We start from the raw sequence: 23,560 nt of genomic DNA on the forward strand, positions 1-23,560 counted from the left end.
AGACCTGTTTTTTATGTTGTAGTAAAATTCTTAATCAAATGAAACTAAACAGAAAGAAGGGGTTGTTAAAATGAAGAATATTATTTCAATTATTTTGGGGATTTTAATGTTCTTAAAATCAATGGAATTATTATATGGTGCTATATTTTTAGATAAACCACTTAATCCTTTAATAAAAATTATTTTTATACTGACTCTCATTTATATTTTTTATGTATTACTAAAAGAGTTTATTTTATTTTTGAAGTCGAAGTATAACAAGAACCTCTAACATTTAAATATATTTAATAGGCTAAACTATTTTTAAACGGACTGATTAACTTTATTAATAATTAACAGGTCATTCTTTCATATTAAGAAATGTAGTCAGTATATTATTTACTAAGGTTGATATACGATTATATTGAAACGGCTAATTATTTTTAATTAATGATTATATGATGCAACTGTATTATAAATTCATGATACTTTTCTACAGACGAATATATTATAATTAATTTTAGTTCGTTTAATATTAAGATAATTCTGACATTTATAACTGAATGTCATCCATTTTCTTAATTAAGCTTGAAAACAAACGTTTATGAATTCACAATGAATGTGATAAGATTAACAACATATTATAATGTTATTGCGGAAGTATGAAAGGAGCGAGTGTGTATGAGATATCTAACTTCAGGAGAATCACATGGACCTCAATTAACAGTTATTGTCGAAGGTATACCAGCAAATTTAGAAATTAAAGTTGAAGATATTAATAAAGAAATGTTCAAGCGTCAAGGTGGTTATGGTCGTGGCCGACGCATGCAAATTGAGAAAGATACAGTAGAAATAGTATCAGGGGTTAGAAATGGCTATACATTAGGTAGCCCAATTACTATGGTTGTAACCAATGATGACTTTACACATTGGAGAAAAATTATGGGAGCAGCACCAATAAGTGAAGAAGAACGTGAAAATATGAAACGTACTATTACAAAACCAAGACCTGGTCATGCAGATTTGGTTGGAGGTATGAAATATAATCATCGTGATTTACGAAATGTGCTAGAACGATCATCTGCTAGAGAAACGGCAGCTCGAGTTGCAGTCGGTGCCTTATGTAAAGTGTTATTACAACAGTTAGATATCGATATATACAGTCGTGTTGTTGAAATAGGCGGAATTAAAGATAAAGATTTTTATGATTCAGAAACATTTAAAGCAAATCTTGATCGTAATGATGTTCGTGTAATTGATGACAGTATCGCACAAGCAATGCGAGATAAAATTGACGAAGCTAAAAATGAAGGAGATTCAATTGGCGGTGTCGTTCAAGTTGTAGTTGAAAATATGCCTGTTGGTGTTGGTAGTTATGTGCATTATGATCGTAAGTTAGATGGTAAAATTGCACAAGGTGTTGTCAGCATAAATGCTTTTAAAGGTGTAAGCTTTGGTGAAGGATTTAAAGCAGCTGAAAAGCCAGGTAGTGAGATTCAAGATGAAATTCTATATAATAGTGAAATTGGTTATTATCGTGGTTCTAATCATTTAGGTGGTTTAGAAGGTGGTATGTCAAATGGTATGCCAATTATTGTAAATGGTGTAATGAAACCTATTCCTACGTTATATAAACCGTTAAATTCAGTTGATATAAATACTAAAGAAGACTTTAAGGCAACAATTGAACGTTCTGATAGTTGTGCTGTACCTGCAGCAAGTATAGTGTGTGAACACGTTGTTGCATTTGAAATAGCGAAAGCATTGCTTGAAGAGTTCCAATCAAACCACATTGAACAACTTCAACACCAAATTGCTGAACGCAGACAATTAAATATTGAATTTTAACAACGAGAACAATTGAGGTGTGATTATGAAATTACAAACAACGTATCCTTCAAACAATTATCCAATATTTGTTGAACATGGTGCAATTGAACAAATCAACACTTATATTCATCAGTTTGATCAAAGTTTTATATTAATTGACGAGCATGTAAATCAATATTTTGCTGATAAATTTAATGATATTTTATCTTTTGGAAATGTACATAAAGTCATTATTCCAGCAGGTGAAAATACAAAAACGTTTAATCAATATCAAGAAACATTGGAGTATATTTTATCCCATCATGTGACGCGTAATACAGTAATTATTGCTGTTGGTGGTGGTGCAACTGGTGATTTTGCTGGATTTATTGCGGCGACACTATTACGAGGAGTACACTTTATACAAGTGCCAACGACTATACTAGCACATGATTCTAGCGTTGGTGGAAAAGTTGGTATTAACTCAAAGCAAGGTAAAAATTTAATCGGTGCATTTTATCGTCCAAATGCTGTAATTTATGACTTGGACTTTTTAAATACTTTGCCATTTGATGAAATATTGAGTGGCTATGCAGAAGTATATAAGCATGCCTTATTAAATGGTAAATCTGCTACAAATGACATCGAGCAACATTTTAAAGATCGTGCATCATTACAATCATTAAATGGAATTGATAAATATATAACTAAAGGCATTGAAACAAAATTAGATATTGTTGTTGCTGATGAAAAAGAAAAAGGTGTTAGAAAGTATTTAAATTTAGGTCATACATTTGGTCATGCCGTGGAATATAACCATAAAATACCACACGGTCATGCCGTAATGATAGGCATAATATACCAATTTATTGTTGCAAACACATTGTTCAATTCAAACCATGATATCCAACATTATATTAATTATTTAACGAAACTAGGTTATCCTTTAGAAATAATAACTGACATAAATTTCGGAACGTTGTATCAGTACATGCTAAGTGATAAAAAGAATGATAAACAAGGTGTTCAAATGGTGTTGATTAAAGAATTTGGAGATATTGTAGTACAACACATCGATCAAACGACGCTGCAACATGCGTGCGAACAACTAAAAACATATTTTAAGTAGGTGAAGTAAATGGTAAGTGAACAAATTATCGATATTTCAGGACCACTTAAAGGTGAAATTGAAGTACCTGGAGACAAGTCAATGACACATCGAGCAATCATGTTAGCATCTTTAGCTGAAGGAACTTCCAATATTTATAAACCATTACTTGGTGAAGATTGTCGTCGTACAATAGATATATTCCGACTATTAGGCGTAGATATTAAAGAAGAGGAAGATAAATTGGTTGTGAATTCACCTGGATATAAAGCCTTTAAAATACCTCACCAAGTTTTATATACTGGGAACTCTGGTACAACAACTCGATTATTAGCTGGTTTGTTAAGTGGTTTAGGTATTGAAAGTGTTTTGTCTGGAGATGTATCAATTGGTAAAAGACCTATGGATCGTGTTTTAAAACCATTGAAACTTATGGATGCTAATATTGAAGGTGTTGAAGATAATTATACTCCATTAATTATAAAGCCATCTGTCATAAAAGGCATAAATTATCAAATGGAAGTTGCAAGCGCACAAGTAAAAAGTGCCATTTTATTTGCAAGTTTGTTTTCAAATGAAACAACAGTAATAAAGGAGTTAGATGTTAGTCGAAATCATACCGAAACAATGTTCAAACATTTTAATATTCCGATTGAAACTGACAGCTTAACAATTACAACTTCAGCTGATGCCATTCAATATATTAAACCAGCAGATTTTCATGTACCTGGCGATATTTCATCAGCAGCATTCTTTATTGTAGCTGCACTAATCACGCCAGCTAGTGACGTGACAATTCATAATGTTGGTATAAATCCTACTCGTTCAGGTATTATTGACATTGTTAAAAAAATGGATGGCAATATTCAGTTATTCAATGAAACAACTGGAGCAGAACCTACTGCATCTATTCGTGTACAATACACACCGATGCTTCAACCTATTACAATTGAAGGTGAAATAGTACCAAAAGCAATTGATGAATTACCTGTAGTTGCATTACTTTGTACACAAGCAGTTGGAACGAGTATGATTAAAGATGCCGAGGAATTAAAAGTGAAAGAAACAAATAGAATTGATACTACGGCAGATATGTTGAATTTATTAGGCTTTAACTTGCAACCTACAAATGATGGTTTGATTATTCATCCATCTGAGTTAAAAACAAATGCAACAGTCGATAGTTTAACTGATCATCGTATAGGGATGATGCTTGCTGTTGCATCTTTACTGTCAAGTGAACCAATTAAAATTAAACAATTTGATGCAGTTAATGTATCATTTCCAGGATTTTTACCAAAATTAAAGCTTTTAGAAAATGAGGGATAATACAATATGGAAGATATCTATAAATTAATAGACGATATCAATCTACAAAAACTAGAAAATTTAGACTCTCGTGTTAATGAAGCAATAACGACTGACAACGATGATGCATTATTTATTCTAGGAGAAACACTTTATAATTTCGGATTAATGCCTCAAGGCTTAGAAGTATTCCGCGTGTTATATCATAAATATCCAGATGAAAGTGAATTACTTATCTATTTTATTGAAGGATTAATGTCTGAAAATCAGACAGATGAAGCATTAGAATATTTAAGTTATGTTGAACCATCGCCTGAAAAATTAATGTTAGAAGCAGATTTATATCAACAAATTAATATGATGGAAGTTGCTATTGATAAATTACAAGAAGCACTTGAACTAGAGCCAAATGATCCAATAATCCATTTTGCGTTGGCTGAAATGTTATATTATGATGGTCAATATTTACGTGCTACCTCTGAATACGAAACTGTTTTAGAAACTGGTGAATATCAAGTTAATGGTGTAAACTTATTCTCTCGTATGGCAGATTGTAGTTTACAAAGTGGTAACTATAGTGATGCAATTCGTTTATATGATGAAATTAATGAAGAAGAAATGACGTCTGAAGATTATTTCAAAAAAGCTGTTTCTTACGATAAAAATGACATCACTCAAGAAGCAATTAAAATAATGACTACATTACTTTCTAAAGATCCTGATTATATTCAAGGCTACTTGTATTTACAATCATTATATGAAAATGAAAAAAATTATCCAGATGCCATTGAAACGGGTAAAGAAGGATTACGACTAAGTCAATTTTATAAAGAGTTAATGTATACAACTGGATGTTTGGAAATAGAACACGGCGATGCTAATGAAGGTGTATTATTGTTAAAACAAGCATTAGAGGTTGATAATGCTTACCAAGAACCTTTATTGATTTTAAGTGATTTATATCGTAATGAAGAAGATTATGAAGCAATCATTGAGTTATTAACATATGTAGATGAAGAAGATTTGGATCCTACATTCATGTGGCATTTAGCGTTCGCCTATGGTCAAGAAGAGCGAGATAAAGAAGCTCAACATTTCTTTGAATTAGCATATCCAACAATGAAAACAAATATTGATTTTATGAGTGATTATTATTTCTATTTAATTGAAACTGGTCAAAAGGAACAAGCAATTACTATTTTAAATCAATTGTTGGAACTAGAACCAAGTAATGAAAATTGGCATGATGAATTATCAAGATTGCAATCTTAAAATGGGGTATTTGATGTCAGAGACACTCAATCAAATTAAAGAAAGTTTTATTGAATATTTACTTTTTCAATATCGATTTAAGTCGCGTATTACAGTTTGGGTGCTTAACTATATAAAAGTGAATGAGACGAAGTTGGCAAACATTCATTTTGTAGATACAAAAATTAATCATCATGAAACATTAGAAATTGCAGAAGTGGGAAGTCACGCTTCTGCAATTCAATTTACTAAGCATAATATAAAGTTAATGAATACAAATGAAATATTTGATTATATTGCTAATCATAACTGTGCTTTTGATATTCAAATTCACTTCGCAAACGTGTCAAAGCGTGAGCAAAGACTAGATGATTTAATAGTTGCTCAACTAACGGAATCACCCAGCTATCAAACTTATCTTCATGATTTAAATAGTATGTCTATAGATCGTCATAAACATGCGTTATTAATAGATTACTTGCTACATAATATTGATTTAAGTTTACAGATGAATGAAAAGCAACGTTTTTATCAACTAACGCAAATTTTAAATACACTCAAGCTAGTAAATAAACATAATCAATTTGAGGACTTAGCAGATGACGATTAATACATTTTGGCAATATACACTTTATCAACGTTCTTGGTTAATGATGTTACTCATTTGTAATATATTAGGGATGATTTATGGTTATATATGGTATGGTGAACAATTAAGTCATACGCCGTGGCAGTTTAAGATTTTTGTTCCAGATAGCCCAACTGCAATATTATTCTTAGTTATTTCTATCTCATTGATATTAATCCAAAAACAAAATAGTATTATCGATGCACTGGCATTTGTAACATTATTCAAATATGGGATTTGGGCAGTTATTATGAATATATTATTTATTATTGAACAAGGTGATATTTCAGTAAATGGCCTGGTATTAATGTTTTCCCACAGTATAATGGCTGTTCAGGCAATCTACTTCTATCCTAGGTTTAGACGTTCTATGATTGGAATCAGTGTAGCGATGACTTGGGTATTTTTGAATGATTATATTGACTATTTTCACCTTCAATTTCCATATTATGATTTTATAACTACACATGTGTGGCAAATTGGTGTATTATCATGTTGTCTGAGTGTTTTTGGACTTTTGCTTTATATTGAATTAAACAAATTATTAAAGTGTAAATGATTTGATAAAAACGGCAAATGACAGTAAAATATTTATAAAGGAGAGTGAGTTTATTGTCTTCAATTTTTACTATGATAATTTATTTCGTAATATTAATGGTGCTTCCTTTATGGGCACAACACAAAGTTAAATCTAACTATGAGAAATATTCACAAGTTAGATCAACGAGTGGTAAAACGGGTCGTGAAGTTGCATTAGAAATTTTACATGCAAACGGTATTTATGATGTCGAAGTTGTTAAAGGTGAAGGATTCTTAACAGATCATTACGATCCTAAAAAGAAAGTTGTTTCACTATCTCCTGCAAACTATGACAGACCATCAGTTGCTGGAACTGCAATTGCAGCCCACGAAGTTGGTCATGCCATTCAAGATCACCAAGGATATTGGTTCTTAAGATTCAGAGCAGCATTAGTACCTGTTGCAAACCTAGGGAGTTCATTAAGTTATATGATCATCATGTTAGGTATTATCTTAACAGCGATAGGTAGTGCATTTGGTTCAACTGCTTTATGGATTGGTGCTGGTTTAATGTCATTAGCGGTATTATTCTCAATTGTTACGTTACCAGTTGAGTTTGATGCGAGTTCAAGAGCGATGAAACAAATTACGGCATTGAACATTGTAAACGAAAAGGAATACAAACATGCGCGTAAAGTATTATCTGCAGCAGCAATGACTTATGTTGCAGCAACTGCTGTCGCTGTAGCAGAGCTTGTACGTATTATTTTGATTGCGCGTTCAAGTGATTAATCTTATAGATTAACAATTAACTTAAATTAGACACTTATTAACTAGCTAATCACATTTTTGTGTGGTTGCTAGTTTTTTTGTGCTTATTTTTCTAATGGTAGATTATTCACTATATTATTTTATTGTAGTGTTACGTATCATAAAGTTATAATCCCAATTTCAATTGATTTAATTTAGTTAGGAATGCATTACATTTATATAAACTGAATTATTAAACTTCTAAAATAAACAACTTGTCATCTAGTTTAGCTAGAGTCAGTAGATTGCACTAAACATGCATGAGACTTCAAATTGATATATACTATATTAGAAATGCAATATAAGGAGAACGTAGAAATGAAATCAATGGTAGAAATGCAACGTGAAGTTGATGAATATATTGGACAATTTAAAACAGGATATTTTTCACCATTAGCTAACTTAGCTAGATTGACTGAAGAAGTGGGCGAACTTGCACGTGAAATAAATCATACCTATGGTGAAAAAAAGAAAAAAGAAACAGAGGAAGCAAATACAATTAAAGCAGAATTAGGTGATAATTTATTTGTGTTGTTATGTTTAGCGAATTCAATGGGAATAGATATGACAGAGAGCTTTAATGAAACAATGGAAAAGTTTAATACACGAGATAAAAATCGTTTTGAACGTAAATAGACATTGATACATTAGCCGCTTTATGAAAAATCAGAAGCGTTTCTAAGACGAATGTTAGTTTGAATTGCGTTACAGAAAGATAAAACGCTTTAGTTTTTAAAATATTGCTAAGTATAAATTATGATGCATCATGAAATATAAAGCTAACGAGCCTATTAATATTGAATTTGAAGATAAATATCAAAATGACACGATTATTAATAATATATAGAAATAGAAAGGATGGGCAAGCGAATGAAGATAGGTATAACATGTTACCCGTCCATGGGTGGTTCTGGAATTATTGCCACAGAATTAGGAATTAAATTAGCAGAGCGAGGTCACGAAGTACATTTTATCACTTCAAATATCCCGTTTAGAATAAGAAAACCATTACCGAATATGATTTTTCATCAAGTTGAAGTGAATCAATATGCAGTATTTCAATATCCACCGTATGATATTACGTTAAGTACTAAAATTGCTGAAGTTATCAAAGAATATGATCTTGATTTGTTACATATGCACTATGCTGTACCTCATGCAATTTGTGGGATTTTAGCTCGTGAGATGTCAGGTAAAGATATAAAAATTATGACAACGCTACACGGTACTGATATTACTGTTTTGGGCTATGATCATTCACTCCAAGGTGCAATTAAATTTGGCATTGAAAAAAGTGATATTGTGACAAGTGTGAGTAAATCTTTAGCGCAAGAAACACATGAAATTATCGAAACAAACAAAGAAATTATACCGATTTATAATTTTGTACGTGAAAATGAGTTTCCAACTAAACATAACACAGCATTAAAATCACAATTTGGTATAGCACCAGATGAAAAAGTGTTAATACATGTATCGAATTTTAGACAAGTAAAACGCATAGATACTATTATAGAAACATTTGCAAAAGTACGTGAAAAAATACCTAGTAAATTACTTTTACTTGGAGACGGTCCTGAATTAGTGCCAATGCGTCAAATGACGAAAGAGTTAAACGTAGAAGAGAATATTTTATTTTTAGGAAAACAAGATTGTGTAAGTGAATTTTATCAATTATCTGATTTAGTGTTACTGTTAAGTGAAAAGGAAAGTTTTGGCCTAACATTACTTGAAGCAATGAAGACGGGAGTAGTGCCAATTGGTTCAAATGCAGGTGGTATCAAAGAGGTCATTAAACATGGCGAAACTGGTTTTGTCGTTGATGTAGGAGACAGTGATGCTGCAAGTGAATATGCTATACAATTACTTCAAGATAAAGCATTATACAAAAAACTTCAAAAAAATATGCTTGAAGATATTGCTGAACGCTTTGGTTCAGAACTCATTACAGACCAATATGAGTATTTTTATAAAAAGATGCTAAATGATAAAAGTAAAAATGAAGGCGAGTAATAAAATGGATAAATCACTATTTGAACAGGCAAGACCTATATTAGAACAAATTCAAGACAATGGTTTTGAAGCATATTATGTAGGTGGTTCAGTAAGAGATTATGTCATGGGAAGAAATATTCATGATATAGATATCACAACAAGTGCAACGCCAGATGAAATAGAAATGATTTTTAGACATACGATACCTGTAGGTAAAGAACATGGCACGATAAATGTAGTTTTTAATGATGAAAATTATGAAGTGACAACATTCCGGGCTGAAGAAGATTATGTCGATCACCGTAGACCAAGTGGTGTTACATTTGTTCGTGATTTATACGAAGATTTGCAACGAAGAGATTTCACGATGAATGCGATAGCAATGGATACAGCATACAAATTATATGATTATTTTGATGGTCAACAAGATATTAATAATCGAATAATAAGAACTGTAGGTATAGCTGAGGAACGATTCCAAGAAGATGCTTTACGTATGATTCGATGTTTAAGATTCCAGTCACAATTATCATTTGATATTGCAACGGAAACATTTGAAGCGATGCGTACACAAATGGCAGATATTAAATTTTTATCAATTGAGCGTATAGTGATTGAACTAACTAAATTAATGCGAGGTATTAATGTTGAAGAGAGTTTTAATCATTTAAAATCGCTGAAAGCATTTAATTATATGCCATATTTCGAACATCTTGATATGAATCAAATTAATGTGACTGAACCAATTGATTTAGAATTGTTGATTGCTATAGTGTCAGTTAAATTTGATATTAATTACTCATTAAAGCCTTTAAAGCTAAGTAACCGACAAGTAAAAGATATAAATCAATATATTCAAATTATGAATGCATTACCAAGTATTATTACCAAAGAACAATTAAAAATGTTTGTTTATGATTATGATACGAATCTCATTAAAAATGTAATGGTTGCAGCAGACGTGTTAAAGGCAAATGATATTCAAGGACATGAACCATTAATAGTTAACCTTCAAACGATTGATGAAATTAACCATCAATTACCTATGAATAATAGGAAAGAAATGAATATAAATGGTGGCGTGATAATGTCGCACTTAAATAAAAAAAGTGGTCCATGGTTAAAAGATGTGCTAAGACAAATTGAGATAGCGATTGTAACAGGTAAAGTAAATAACAAAGAAACTGAAATTTTGAAATGGGTGGATAATCATGTCAAAATATAGTCAAGATGTACTTCAATTATTATATAAAAGTAAGCCTAATTACATATCTGGTCAAACTATTGCTGAATCACTAAATATTTCAAGAACTGCGGTTAAAAAAGTAATTGATCAATTGAAATTAGAAGGATGTAAAATTGATTCAGTGAATCATAAAGGTCATTTATTACAACAATTACCAGATGTATGGTATCAAGGTATTATTAATCAATATACACAAAACTCAGCACTATTTAATTTTAGTAAGGTATATTATTCAATAGATTCAACACAACTTGCTGCGAAAAAGTCACTTGTAGGCAATCATTCATCATTTTTTATATTAAGTGACGAACAGACCAAAGGACGTGGCCGATTCAATCGAAATTGGAGTTCTACGAAAGGCCAAGGATTATGGATGTCGGTTGTTTTAAGACCCAATGTTGCTTTTTCAATGATATCTAAATTTAATTTATTTATTGCTTTAGGCATACGAGATGCCATTCAGTATTTTAGTAAAGATGAAGTTAAAGTGAAATGGCCAAATGATATATATATTGGTGATGGAAAAGTTTGTGGTTTCTTGACCGAAATGGTAGCAAATAATGACGGTATTGAAGCAATTATATGTGGTATTGGGATTAATTTGACTCAGCGAATAGAAGATTTTGATGAAAGTATTAGACATAGAGCAACAAGTATACAATTACATGGTGAAAATAAATTAGATAGATATCAATTTTTAGAGAAATTACTTCAGGAAATTGAAAAGAGATATAATCAATTTTTAACGTTACCGTTTTCTGAAATTCGAAATGAATATATTGTAGCTTCAAACATTTGGAATAGAACATTACAATTTACAGAAAATGACAAACAGTTTAAAGGTCAAGCAATTGATTTAGATTACGATGGCTATCTAATTGTTAGAGATGAAGCGGGTGAATCACACCGTTTAATTAGTGCAGATATAGATTTTTAACACTAAAGCAAGGAGAGATAGCTATGGGTATGGCAACCTATGCTGTTGTCGATTTAGAGACAACAGGAAACCAATTAGATTTTGACGATATTATTCAAATTGGGATAACGTTTGTGCGTAATAATCAAATTATTGATACATATCATTCAATGATTAGAACAAATTTAGAAATTCCACCATTTATTCAAGCGTTAACATCCATTGAAGAAAATATGTTGCAAAAAGCGCCATATTTCAACCAAGTCGCACAGGAAATATATGATAAAATAAAAGATTGTATATTTGTCGCACATAATGTTGATTTTGACTTAAATTTTATAAAAAAAGCATTTAAAGATTGTAACATTCATTATCGTCCTAAAAAAGTGATAGATACGCTAGAAATATTTAAAATTGCTTTTCCAACAGATAAAAGCTATCAATTGAGTGAGCTAGCAGAAGCACATGATATTACTTTAACGAATGCACATCGAGCTGATGAAGATGCTGCTACAACTGCAAAATTAATGATTTTAGCTTTTAAAAAATTTGAAAAGTTACCACTAGATACTTTAAAACAATTGTATTATTTAAGTAAACAATTGAAGTATGATTTATATGATATTTTCTTTGAAATGGTTAGGCAATATGAAGCTAAGCCGTTGGATAAGTCTTATGATAAATTTGAACAGATTATTTATCGTAAGCAAGTAGATTTGAAAAAGCCAACAACTAATTATAATGGAAGTTTAAAATCGTTATATAGTAAAGTTGTAGAGCGAATGGAATTAACTTATCGACCGCAACAATTATATTTGGCAGAAACAATTTTAGATCAATTAATGCATAGTGAAAAAGCGATGATTGAAGCTTCATTAGGTAGTGGTAAGTCACTAGCATATTTGCTTGCCGCTTTAATGTATAATATTGAAACTGGTAAGCATGTAATGATATCAACGAATACTAAATTATTGCAAAGTCAATTGTTAGAGAAAGATATTCCTGCGATGAATGAGGCGTTGAATTTTAAAATTAATGCATTATTAATTAAGAGTAAGAGTGATTACATATCATTAGGATTAATTAGCCAAATTTTAAAAGATGAAACTAGTAACTATGAAGTTGGCATTTTAAAAATGCAATTATTGATATGGATTACTGAAACACCATCCGGGGATATTCAAGAGTTGAATTTAAAAGGTGGTCAAAAGATGTATTTTGACCAGAAAATTGAAACATACGTTCCGGCACGTCATGATGTACATTATTATAATTTTATTAAACGAAATGCACAAAATATTCAAATTGGTATAACAAACCATGCGCATTTAATACATTCAGATGCGGAAAATTCAATATATCAATTGTTTGATGATTGCATAGTAGACGAAGCACATCGATTACCGGATTATGCGTTGAATCAAGTGACTAACGAATTAAGTTATGCAGATGTTAAATATCAGCTTGGATTAATTGGTAAAAATGAAAATGAAAAGTTACTAAAAGCAATTGATCAATTAGAGAAACAACGAATTTTGGAAAAATTAGATATAGCACCTATTGATATATTTGGTTTAAAAGCGAGTATGAATGAAATTCATGAGTTGAATGAACAGTTGTTCTCGACAATTTATAAAATTGTTAACGATTCAGAAGTTTATGATGATGATATTCATAGATTCCATAATGTTTTTACTTTTGAATCGAAAGATATTTTGAAAGACTTACATGCAATTATCGACAAGCTCAATAAGACTTTAGAAATTTTTAACGGTATCAGTCATAAGACAGTTAAGTCTTTGCGTAAGCAATTATTATATTTAAAAGATAAATTTAAAAATATTGAACAAAGCTTGAAAGCAGGTCATACGAGTTTTATTTCAATTAAAAATTTATCACAAAAATCAACAATTCGTTTATATGTTAAAGACTATGCTGTGAAAGACGTATTAACCAAACAAGTACTTGAAAAATTCAAATCTTTAATTTTTATTTCTGGCACTTTAAAATTCAACCATTCATTTGATGCATTTAAACACTTATTTAATAAAGATGTTCATTTTAATACATTTGAAGTAAACACTTCATTACAAAGCTCGAAAAATACAAGTGTCTTTATTCCAAGCGACGTTTCATCTTATCAATATAAAAATATAGATGAATACGTAGCATCAATAGTGAGCTATATTATAGAATATACGTCAATTACCTCATCAAAATGTTTAGTGTTATTTACAAGTTATAAAATGATGCATATGGTTCAAGATATGTTGAATGAATTACCTGAATTTGAAGATTATGTTGTTTTAACACAACAGCAGAACCAAAATTATAAAATAGTACAACAATTTAATAATTTTGACAAAGCTATTTTATTAGGTACCTCAACATTTTTTGAAGGTTTTGATTTCCAAGCAAATGGCATTAAATGTGTCATGATTGCTAAATTGCCATTTATGAATAAACATAATGCAAAATATTGGCTAATGGATTCAGAATTCACCTCAACATTTAGAGAATATGTGTTACCAGATGCGGTCATTCGATTTAGACAAGGACTTGGTCGATTAATACGAAATGAAAATGATCGAGGCGTTATAGTGTCATTTGATGATCGGTTAATTAACAGTAATTACAAAAATTTCTTTGAACAAACATTAGAAAATTATCGTCAGAAAAAGGGCGACATTCAACAATTTGGAAAGTTATTAAGACAAATTCAAAAAAAGAAAAAGTAATATAAATTATAAAATCCTCGTAACATGTTGAAATTGATATTATGTTACGAGGATTTTGTGTTTATGTTTGAGTACATATAATTTAAATTCATAGAGATATTAAAGAAAATGTTGTTTTAATCATATAGTTTTATAATTAGATATATGTTTTAGGACTTAACTAATATAATTGCAAAACAAGATAATAGAATCCTTTTTGTAGATTTTATTAAAAGTCTATACGTAAATCATTACCATTTACACGTTATCTTTATGTGTAGTTCTAGAACTTGAAAGCGTATTTTGTTAAAATGAATGAGTATTGTATAACGAAAAAATAAATAGGAGAATGGTTATGAAAACAACGATTAAACAAGCGAAAGATCATTTAAACCAAGACGTTACAATTGGTGCTTGGTTAACAAATAAACGTTCAAGTGGTAAAATCGCCTTTTTACAACTACGTGATGGTACTGGATTTATGCAAGGTGTAGTAGTTAAATCAGAAGTTGATGAAGAGGTATTTAAACTTGCGAAAGAAATTACACAAGAATCATCACTTTATGTGACTGGTACAATTACTGAAGATAATCGTTCTGACTTAGGATATGAAATGCAAGTGAAATCAATTGAAGTGATTTCTGAAGCGCATGATTATCCAATTACACCTAAAAATCATGGTACAGAATTTTTAATGGATCACCGTCACTTATGGTTACGTTCTAAAAAGCAACATGCTGTAATGAAAATTAGAAATGAAATTATTCGTGCTACATATGAATTTTTCAATAATGATGGATTTACTAAGGTTGATCCACCAATTTTAACTGCAAGTGCACCAGAAGGTACAAGTGAATTATTCCATACTAAGTACTTTGATCAAGATGCATTTTTATCACAAAGTGGTCAGTTATATTTAGAAGCTGCTGCAATGGCTCATGGAAAGGTATTTTCATTTGGTCCAACTTTCAGAGCTGAGAAATCTAAAACACGTAGACACTTAATTGAGTTCTGGATGATTGAAGGTGAAATGGCATTTACAAATCATGCTGAAAGTCTAGAAATTCAAGAACAATATGTGACGCATGTTGTTAAATCAGTTTTAGAAAATTGTAAACTTGAATTGAAAATTTTAGAGCGTGATACTTCAAAACTTGAAAAAGTTGCGACGCCATTCCCTAGAATTTCATATGACGATGCAATTGAATTCTTAAAAGCAGAAGGTTTTGATGATATTGAATGGGGCGAAGATTTTGGTGCGCCACATGAAACAGCTATTGCTAATCATTATGATTTACCAGTGTTTATTACTAATTATCCAACTAAAATCAAGCCTTTCTACATGCAACCAAATCCTGAAAATGAAGAAACTGTATTATGTGCAGACTTAATTGCTCCAGAAGGATATGGTGAAATTATTGGTGGATCTGAACGTGTAGATGATTTAGAATTATTAGAACAACGCGTTAAAGAGCACGGATTAGATGAAGAAGCATATAGCTACTATTTAGACTTACGTCGATATGGTAGCGTACCACATAGTGGTTTTGGTCTAGGCCTAGAGCGCACAGTTGCTTGGATATCTGGTGTAGAACACGTTCGAGAAACGGCACCATTCCCAAGATTGTTAAACCGTTTATACCCATAATTTTCGATAAATGAATCAAAAGTTTATTTTCTGACTATTAAACCAATCGTCCAGTCTATTGTTAAATGGCTGGGCGATTTGTGCTTAGTTTTTCATTAATTTATCTTAGTTCAAATTGAAAATATGTTCGATATGATGATTGATATTTCATTTCAGGTGACATATCAATTTTATAAAGTTAGCTTTAATAATTTTAAATATAGTAAGCATTTTAGTCGATAATTAAAGAAAATGATTTATACTAATAAGTAATGATTTAATATATAGGGAGGCACTAACATGGATAAATATCAATTGAAAACAAGACCTGTAGTGATTCGAAGAGAATTGTTAGACCATTACAGTGAATTAGGTTTAGATGAGCAAGATTTAGTTATTTTACTCAAATTGATTTATGCTTCCGAAACTTCAAATAAACAGCCTTCAATAGAATTATTACAAAAAGGTTCAACTATGCAACCACGTGATGTTACTGCAGTTATTCAGAATTTAATTCAACGTGAATTGCTTGAATTACAAGTTCAGAAAGACGAAGAAGGTAAGTTTACTGAATATATGAATCTTGATCCATTTTTTGAAAAGTTAAGCCAGATTTTAAAACAACAAAATATGGAGACGAAAGAACAAGATAATAAAGAAAAGTTCAAACAACTATTTAGAATATTAGAAGATACTTTTGCTAGACCTTTATCTCCATTTGAAATTGAAACATTAAATCAATGGATTGATGTTGATAAGCATGATACTGCAATTATTCAAGCTGCCTTAGATGAAGCGAATAGTTTAAACAAACTCAGTTTTAAATATATGGATCGTATTTTACTAAATTGGAAGAAAAATAATGTGAAAACCATTGATGATTCTAGAAAAATACGTCAAAAATTTAATAAACCTAAAATGACTCACACCGTTAAACCGGTGCCGAAATTTGATTGGTTAAATGGAGAGAACCTTGATGGTAAGTAAGAAAAAAGCTTTAGAAATGATTGATATAATAGCGAATATGTTTCCAGATGCAGAGTGTGAATTGAAACATGATAATCCATTCGAATTGACTATAGCAGTACTACTGTCTGCACAATGTACAGATGTACTTGTAAACAGAGTAACTAATGAGTTATTCAAAAAATACAAAACACCAGAAGATTATTTAGTAGTGAGTGATGAAGAACTAATGAATGATATTCGTTCTATTGGCTTATATCGTAATAAGGCTAAAAATATTAAAAAACTTTGTCAATCACTTCTTGATCAATATAATGGAGAAATACCACAAACACATAAAGAATTAGAAAGTTTAGCAGGTGTTGGGCGCAAAACTGCAAATGTAGTTATGAGTGTAGCATTTGGAGAGCCGTCATTAGCAGTAGATACCCATGTAGAACGTGTATCAAAACGTTTAGGTATTAACCGATGGAAAGACAATGTACGTCAAGTAGAAGATCGTTTATGCTCTATTATACCTAGAGATAGATGGAATAGAAGCCATCACCAACTAATTTTCTTTGGAAGATACCACTGTTTAGCTCGTAAGCCTAAGTGTGATATATGTCCATTGTTAGATGATTGTAGAGAAGGACAAAAACGTTATAAAGCTAGTTTGAAAGAAGCGTGATATGATGACTAAGATAACGAAAGAGGATTTTCAAACATTAGAAGACACTATTGATATTCTTGCTAAAAATAAAAAATTAGGTTCTGATGAAGCAAAGCCGTATTTAGATGAATATCATGAAAAAATCATTGCATATTTTAAGCATATTAATGAAATTAGTGGTGATATTGATTTTGATAATCTAGATTACTATCCTGTGGTTCCTATGAATTTCAAAGAAAGATATGATTATATGATTGAACGTAAATATCATTTTATGGGATATCGACAAATGAAAACATTTTTAATAGAAATTATTAAAATGAATGCCAGTTATCAAACAAGATTAAAAAATAAGCATATAAACCGTAATTCGAACATTTCCTAATGTCGATAATTTATAAACTAATCCATACACTAATATGAGCTTTTATGTTAGGGGTCGTGTGATTAATTTCTTAATTTTAAAAACTGTCCACCTATATCGAAATGTAAATCATGATGCATGCTTTAAGATTTCAATTTCGAGTCGTAGGTGGTTTTCTTATGTCTATAACTGCATATATACATTACAAGTATGTTGATATTCGACTGATTAACAGACGTAGTAAATTTACCATAATATCAATTTACGAAAGTATATGATCAGAATTTTAAAAATAGAAGCAAAACAACTTGTTGAATGTTCTTGTTGTTAATTTTTATGAAAAAAAGACCAGGTTATTTAAAAAGGAGACAAACAATTATGGGAATTCAAAATTATAACTAATCTTAAAACGGTAATATAAAAGTGTTTATAATAGACTCTTGTATAATATTAGTAAATAATTGGCTTTACCATTTCCACCAAAGTATCAAATAGTGCATGTGTGTATAGAAATAAAAAATCCTCAGCTACACCATTATTATGGGATAACTGAGGATTTTATGTTGTGTGTGAATTAGTTAAATATTCCTGTTAATCCACCGCTATTTCTTGATTGTTGAGATCTAGAGTTATTACTATTTGATTGAGCTGTACCATTACTGTTTGCTGACGTGTCGCTACCACCGTGTGTGCTACGATTTGTAGTGTTGTTATCTTGACTGCCAGAAACATTGATTGATGGAATGCTACCACTTACTGAGCTTGGACGTTTGAAGTCTTCGCCATCTCTAGAAGCAATTTTAGACATTACATTTTCGTATAAATATTGTGGATATTCTTGTTGGCTATGTCCAACAAATGAATTTTCACCATATTGTTTAACTTTACTGAAGCCCATCCACACTGACATAGTGTATTGAGGAGTAAAGCCGTTAATCCATACGTCTTTCGCTGCATTGTCAGGTAAATTATACTGTGTATAAGTTTCAGCACCGTAAGTACCAGTACCAGTTTTAGCACCCATATTTACGCCAGATACACCATGACCATATGCAGAACCATAAGGTTTAAAAGTACCTTTTAATATTTCAGCTAACATATAAGCTGTGTAATCACTCATAGCTTTATGACTAGTGTGATCATACTCAATTGTTTCACCGTCTCGTGTCACTACTTTTTGAATTGAGTGAGCATTGTTATAAGTACCACCGTTAGCAATTGCAGCAAATGCTGATGCTAATTGTGTAGGTGAGAATTCTGACGCAGAACCACCAAGTACTTCAGAAGGTCCGATTTCGCCATCATAATTCAAGCCAAGTTTGGCAGCGAATTTCTTAGGTGCATCATTTCCGGCATTTTGTTTAACTGATTGCCAAGCTTTTAACGCTGGAATATTGAAACTTTGTCGTAATGCATCATAAATAGATACAGTTCCATGACTCTTCGTGTCATAGTTTCTAAATGTAGAACCATCAACTTGATATGAAGATTCATCTTGAATCGCATGATTTGTTGCCCATTTCATATTTTCAATGGCAGGTCCATACGCTAAGAATGGTTTTAAAGATGAGCCAGTTGGGTGTGGGTCTGTTGCTTGGTTTCTATTTACGACGTCTTTGAAATCACGTCCGCCAGAAATAGCAACTAAGCCACCAGTCTTACTATCAAGAATAGTTGCACCAACTTGTTGGTCCTTATTCTTGTAGAAGCTACCGTTATCAACATCATTTTGTAATGTTTTTTGAACATCTTTATCCATGTTTGTATAAATTTTTATACCACTTTGTAACACAGTACCTAAATTTTCATCTTTGAACTCTTTGTTGTTCATTAATTCAGATTTTACAAAGTTAACGTATGAGTTATACTCAGAATCTTGATTCGTATCAATGTTTTGACGTTCTTCTTTAGTACGATTTACTAAGTTCGCTTTTAAGTCGATTTTCTTCGCTTCTTGCCACTGTTTATCTGTAATACGTTTATGATAATGCATTAAGTATAAAACAGTGTTTTTACGATCTTCGGCAGCTTTTGGATGATCATAAATATTATAATTGTTTGGAACCTGTGGTAATCCAGCTAAATAGGCTTCTTCAGCTAAGTTCAAATCTTTCAAATCTTTGTTGAAATAATACTTAGCGGCAGCTTTGATGCCGGTTACACCATCAGAATAGTAAATTTTATTCAGATATACTTGGAAGATATCATCTTTACTATATTCTTGTTCTAAACGATATGATAAGTAAGCTTCTTGAGCTTTACGTCCGATAGATTTATGTTGAGATAAAAATGCATCTTTAACAACTTGTTGTGTTAACGTCGAAGCACCTTCAGAACCAAATCCACCTGTTAAGTTCTTACCAATCGCACCAAACAAACGTTTATAATCTAGCGCACCATGTTCGTAGAAACGATTGTCTTCAGTAGCTAGTACTGCATCTTTCATTGATTTTGGCACATCTTTTAAATTAACGTGCTCATGTCTTTGACCATTATCTAATGTCTTAACAAGTTCACCATTCTTGTCATATATCTTTGCAGGAATTGGATCTTGTAATTTAGCTTCGGTAAAAGCAGGTGCTTTCCAAGCATAATAAGCAAACAATAAGATACCTAGTAAAAGAACAACGAAAAATGCAATAATCATGAAGCCAATAATCTTAATAATCGTTCTCTTCACATTTCTATTCTTTTTTGAATTGGATTTCCCGCTGTTATTCCCATTTTTCTTTGGCTGAGAAGATCCTTTGTTTTCCGTCATATGCGGTCCTCACTTTCATCTAATATCAACTTATCAACTGCTTTTAGATAGTCTAATCTTGGTTGATACTGATAAGGAATATGGTAACCATTTTTTCGTATTTCATCAACTGTTATAGATTTTTTAATATCATCTTTGTATCTATTCCAAAATATTTCGAATTTTGAATAAGGTAAGAGATAAACTTCATCTAGCGTTTTAAAACGAATCATCAAAAAGACAATACCTTTTTGTTGGTATGCATTTTTCATATGTTCGACTTGGTGGTCATGTATATTGTTTAAAGGAAAGGAAGTTTTATTTTTGGTCTCCTTTGCTTCGAAGTCAATATAATGACCTTGGTAAACGCCATTGTAATCAGTTGTTGAAGGTGTACGAAAATATGCTTCGTTAATCACAGCCTTACTCCGTTTTGGATAATTAACATTAACTATCTGTACAGGAGTAGGTTTCTTATGAATAACAGCAATGTCGCTTTTAAGATAAAACGAATTTGAATGTTCGATATCTTTTTCAAGTGACATACCACGTCCACCGTATTCAATATTACTAAAGGCAGGGAGCTTTTTCCCTCCGTCTATAGCACTATTTTTACGATATGGTTTACCATTTGGATAATTCATAAATTTCACCACACAAGTTTGGTAGTAAACGATGTTCATTATACACAACATTATAGTAAAACACCAAACTTAAATTAGTATAAATGCGAAAGACACAATACACCAAAGCTTATTTTAACGTGATTTCGACATTAACACAATATTATTATAATACATTTACCGTTATTGTTGGAAATTTACACATGAATTTATACTTTGTAAAAGATTTACTTCTAAAAATTAAAATCTAAAACAAGTTTTTTAAAATTTGGTGGTAATGTATGATTGTAATGACAGGTTAAATTTAAAAAAACACTTAAAAAATAAATAGGTTTGTCTTATTTATCCTTTCATGAAATAGCTATAAAAAACACCATTTATATAGGAAGTTTTTAGATTATCTTGGTATGCAAACTGACTATTTTGAAATATAAAAAATTAAAATCAATTAAAGTCTTAAAACATGACTATTGTAGTATATTGTGATAAATTTAAAAATGTAGGAGGCGTCCTCATGAATGATATAATTGAATCACTAATTTATGAAGTTAATAATATGCAACAAAATTTTGAAAATGTTAAATCTCAACAACAAGACCATGATTTTCATCAAATTGTAAAACCATATACAGTATATATTGATAATTTATTAAACGAAATGAAGTTGCAACGTGAAATTATCATTGAAATACCATATATGAATGCGAGGAAGTTTGAACTCCTAATCGCTAACATTGAACAACTATCAGTTGAATGTCATTTTAAGCGAACTAGCAGAAAGTTATTTGTTGAAAAGCTGAAAAGTGTTCATTATGATTTGAAAAATATTTTAGATGGCTTAGTTAAAGAGGGCATTTATGGTTAAAACAGTATATGTCACAGGTTATAAATCATTCGAATTAAATATTTTTAAAGACGACGCACCTGAAGTTCATTATTTAAAACAATTTATAAAACATAAAATCGAACAATTATTAGATGAAGGATTAGAATGGGTGTTAATTCAAGGACAAATGGGTATAGAATTATGGACTGCTGAAGTGGTGATTGAACTTAAAAAAATGCACGAAACATTAAAGTTCGCTGTTATTACACCGTTTCTAGGACATACCGAAAAGTGGAATGAACATAATCAAAGCAAGTATGCCAATATTATTAAACATGCAGATTATGTTGATAGTATTTTTCATGCCCCGTATCAAGGTCCTTTTCAATTTAAGCAAGCAGATCAGTTTATGCTTGAACATTCGGATCAAACATTGCTCATTTATGATGAGGAACAAGAGGCGAGTCCTAAGTTCTTCAAGCAGATGTTAGTTGATTTTATGAATAAAACAAACTATACTTGTGATATTGTGACGTTCGATGAATTAACAGCATTCATCAATGACTTACAGTGGTCTGAAGATCAAAGTTTCTAATGAGGTGGAAAAAATGTCAGATGTTTCATTGAAATTATCAGCAAAAGATATTTACGAAAAAGATTTTGAAAAAACAATGGCTCGCGGCTATAGAAGAGAAGAAGTAGATGCATTTTTAGATGACATTATTGCTGATTATCAAAAAATGGCCGATATGAATAACGAAGTTGTAAAATTGTCAGAAGAGAACCATAAACTTAAAAAAGAATTAGAAGAATTAAGACTACGTGTAGCAACATCTAGACCTCAAGATAATAAAAGTTTTTCTTCAAACAATACAACAACAAACACATCTTCAAATAATGTAGATATATTAAAACGTATTTCAAACTTAGAAAAAGCTGTATTTGGTAAATAATTACTAAATACAAAAGTTTAACTGTCTTACTAATAATGACTATGTTATAATTTTAAAAGTGATATTTTGGATAATCGCTATTTTTAATAGAGGAAAGTCCATGCTCACACAGTCTGAGATGATTGTAGTGTTCGTGCTTGATGAAACAATAAATCAAGGCATTAATTTGACGGCAATGAAATATCCTAAGTCTTCGATATGGATAGAGTAATTTGAAAGTGCCACAGTGACGTAGCTTTTATAGAAATATAAAAGGTGGAACGCGGTAAACCCCTCGAGTGAGCAATCCAAATTTGGTAGGAGCACTTGTTTAACGGAATTCAACGTATAAACGAGACACACTTCGCGAAATGAAGTGGTGTAGACAGATGGTTATCACCTGAGTACCAGTGTGACTAGTGCACGTGATGAGTACGATGGAACAGAACATGGCTTATAGAAATATCACTACTAGTTTAGCTCTCCTAGATGATGGAGAGCTTTTTTCATGAAAAGAACACTTAAAATTAATAGCTTGTCTTGA

General features: G+C 31.0%; 22 protein-coding genes and 1 other RNA gene. 21 read left to right on the plus strand and 2 right to left on the minus strand.

Annotated elements, in window-relative coordinates:
* Positions 1–70: 70 nt before the first annotated feature.
* From CD116_RS06625 to CD116_RS06705, 17 genes are all read left to right on the plus strand, one after another.
* Entirely contained in the window at positions 71–271 is a 201-nt protein-coding gene (locus CD116_RS06625; protein WP_047529441.1) for a hypothetical protein, read from the plus strand.
* Between the two features lie 389 nt (positions 272–660).
* On the plus strand, positions 661–1,827 hold the full coding sequence (gene aroC / locus CD116_RS06630; RefSeq protein ID WP_047549314.1) for a chorismate synthase: 1,167 nt from the start codon (positions 661–663) through the stop codon (positions 1,825–1,827).
* Positions 1,828–1,852: 25 nt separating this feature from the next.
* Positions 1,853–2,917, plus strand: coding sequence for a 3-dehydroquinate synthase (gene aroB / locus CD116_RS06635; RefSeq protein WP_047549317.1), 1,065 nt, complete (start codon positions 1,853–1,855; stop codon positions 2,915–2,917).
* Between the two features lie 9 nt (positions 2,918–2,926).
* Positions 2,927–4,225, plus strand: coding sequence for a 3-phosphoshikimate 1-carboxyvinyltransferase (gene aroA, locus CD116_RS06640; RefSeq protein WP_047549320.1), 1,299 nt, complete (start codon positions 2,927–2,929; stop codon positions 4,223–4,225).
* 6 nt (positions 4,226–4,231) lie between these two features.
* Positions 4,232–5,476, plus strand: coding sequence for a tetratricopeptide repeat protein (locus CD116_RS06645; protein WP_047549324.1), 1,245 nt, complete (start codon positions 4,232–4,234; stop codon positions 5,474–5,476).
* Positions 5,477–5,489: 13 nt separating this feature from the next.
* On the plus strand, positions 5,490–6,065 hold the full coding sequence (locus CD116_RS06650) for a YpiB family protein (protein ID WP_047549327.1): 576 nt from the start codon (positions 5,490–5,492) through the stop codon (positions 6,063–6,065).
* Positions 6,055–6,642: a DUF1405 domain-containing protein gene (locus CD116_RS06655; protein ID WP_047549330.1), complete on the plus strand. Its 588-nt coding sequence runs from the start codon at positions 6,055–6,057 to the stop codon at positions 6,640–6,642. Before CD116_RS06650 ends, CD116_RS06655 begins: the two co-directional genes overlap by 11 nt.
* Before the next feature lie 71 nt (positions 6,643–6,713).
* Positions 6,714–7,394, plus strand: a complete 681-nt coding sequence (locus CD116_RS06660) for a zinc metallopeptidase (RefSeq protein WP_001827022.1) — start codon at positions 6,714–6,716, stop codon at positions 7,392–7,394.
* Between the two features lie 336 nt (positions 7,395–7,730).
* A complete protein-coding gene (locus tag CD116_RS06665; protein ID WP_047425569.1) occupies positions 7,731–8,048 on the plus strand; it encodes a nucleotide pyrophosphohydrolase in 318 nt (105 codons plus the stop codon).
* Positions 8,049–8,282: 234 nt separating this feature from the next.
* Entirely contained in the window at positions 8,283–9,425 is a 1,143-nt protein-coding gene (gene bshA, locus CD116_RS06670; protein ID WP_047549334.1) for an N-acetyl-alpha-D-glucosaminyl L-malate synthase BshA, read from the plus strand.
* Between the two features lie 4 nt (positions 9,426–9,429).
* A complete protein-coding gene (locus CD116_RS06675) occupies positions 9,430–10,632 on the plus strand; it encodes a CCA tRNA nucleotidyltransferase (RefSeq protein WP_047549372.1) in 1,203 nt (400 codons plus the stop codon).
* Entirely contained in the window at positions 10,619–11,590 is a 972-nt protein-coding gene (locus tag CD116_RS06680; RefSeq protein ID WP_047549337.1) for a biotin--[acetyl-CoA-carboxylase] ligase, read from the plus strand. Before CD116_RS06675 ends, CD116_RS06680 begins: the two co-directional genes overlap by 14 nt.
* A gap of 23 nt (positions 11,591–11,613) precedes the next feature.
* Complete coding sequence (locus CD116_RS06685; protein WP_047549340.1) at positions 11,614–14,307, plus strand: ATP-dependent DNA helicase DinG; 2,694 nt, start codon at positions 11,614–11,616, stop codon at positions 14,305–14,307.
* Between the two features lie 334 nt (positions 14,308–14,641).
* Entirely contained in the window at positions 14,642–15,934 is a 1,293-nt protein-coding gene (asnS, locus tag CD116_RS06690) for an asparagine--tRNA ligase (protein ID WP_031787057.1), read from the plus strand.
* 279 nt (positions 15,935–16,213) lie between these two features.
* Positions 16,214–16,900 carry a DnaD domain-containing protein gene (locus tag CD116_RS06695; RefSeq protein WP_047425559.1) on the plus strand — a complete coding sequence of 229 codons (687 nt, stop codon included), beginning with the start codon at positions 16,214–16,216 and terminating at the stop codon, positions 16,898–16,900.
* Positions 16,890–17,549, plus strand: coding sequence for an endonuclease III (gene nth / locus CD116_RS06700; RefSeq protein WP_047549343.1), 660 nt, complete (start codon positions 16,890–16,892; stop codon positions 17,547–17,549). The genes CD116_RS06695 and nth overlap by 11 nt, the downstream gene beginning before the upstream one ends.
* A gap of 4 nt (positions 17,550–17,553) precedes the next feature.
* A complete protein-coding gene (locus CD116_RS06705; protein ID WP_047549375.1) occupies positions 17,554–17,916 on the plus strand; it encodes a YpoC family protein in 363 nt (120 codons plus the stop codon).
* Between the two features lie 553 nt (positions 17,917–18,469).
* On the opposite strand, the gene CD116_RS06710 is transcribed toward CD116_RS06705, so the two are convergent.
* Together CD116_RS06710 and recU are read right to left on the minus strand one after the other, a co-directional pair.
* Complete coding sequence (locus tag CD116_RS06710) at positions 18,470–20,656, minus strand: transglycosylase domain-containing protein (protein ID WP_047549346.1); 2,187 nt, start codon at positions 20,654–20,656, stop codon at positions 18,470–18,472.
* Positions 20,653–21,279, minus strand: coding sequence for a Holliday junction resolvase RecU (recU, locus tag CD116_RS06715; protein WP_047425553.1), 627 nt, complete (start codon positions 21,277–21,279; stop codon positions 20,653–20,655). The genes CD116_RS06710 and recU overlap by 4 nt, the downstream gene beginning before the upstream one ends.
* 493 nt (positions 21,280–21,772) lie before the next feature.
* On the opposite strand from recU, the gene CD116_RS06725 reads away from it, so the two are divergent.
* From CD116_RS06725 to rnpB, 4 genes are all read left to right on the plus strand, one after another.
* A complete protein-coding gene (locus CD116_RS06725; RefSeq protein WP_047549349.1) occupies positions 21,773–22,123 on the plus strand; it encodes a DUF1798 family protein in 351 nt (116 codons plus the stop codon).
* The gene (locus CD116_RS06730) at positions 22,116–22,679 is read left to right on the plus strand and encodes an SLOG family protein (RefSeq protein WP_047425549.1); all 564 of its coding nucleotides are present in this window, start codon (positions 22,116–22,118) and stop codon (positions 22,677–22,679) included. The genes CD116_RS06725 and CD116_RS06730 overlap by 8 nt, the downstream gene beginning before the upstream one ends.
* 13 nt (positions 22,680–22,692) lie before the next feature.
* On the plus strand, positions 22,693–23,037 hold the full coding sequence (gpsB, locus tag CD116_RS06735) for a cell division regulator GpsB (RefSeq protein ID WP_001286320.1): 345 nt from the start codon (positions 22,693–22,695) through the stop codon (positions 23,035–23,037).
* Between the two features lie 62 nt (positions 23,038–23,099).
* An RNA gene (gene rnpB, locus CD116_RS06740) (RNase P RNA component class B) lies at positions 23,100–23,478 on the plus strand.
* Positions 23,479–23,560 lie beyond the last annotated feature (82 nt).

The organism is Staphylococcus schweitzeri, from assembly GCF_002902405.1.
In the GTDB taxonomy this organism is placed as follows: Bacteria; Bacillota; Bacilli; order Staphylococcales; family Staphylococcaceae; genus Staphylococcus; species Staphylococcus schweitzeri.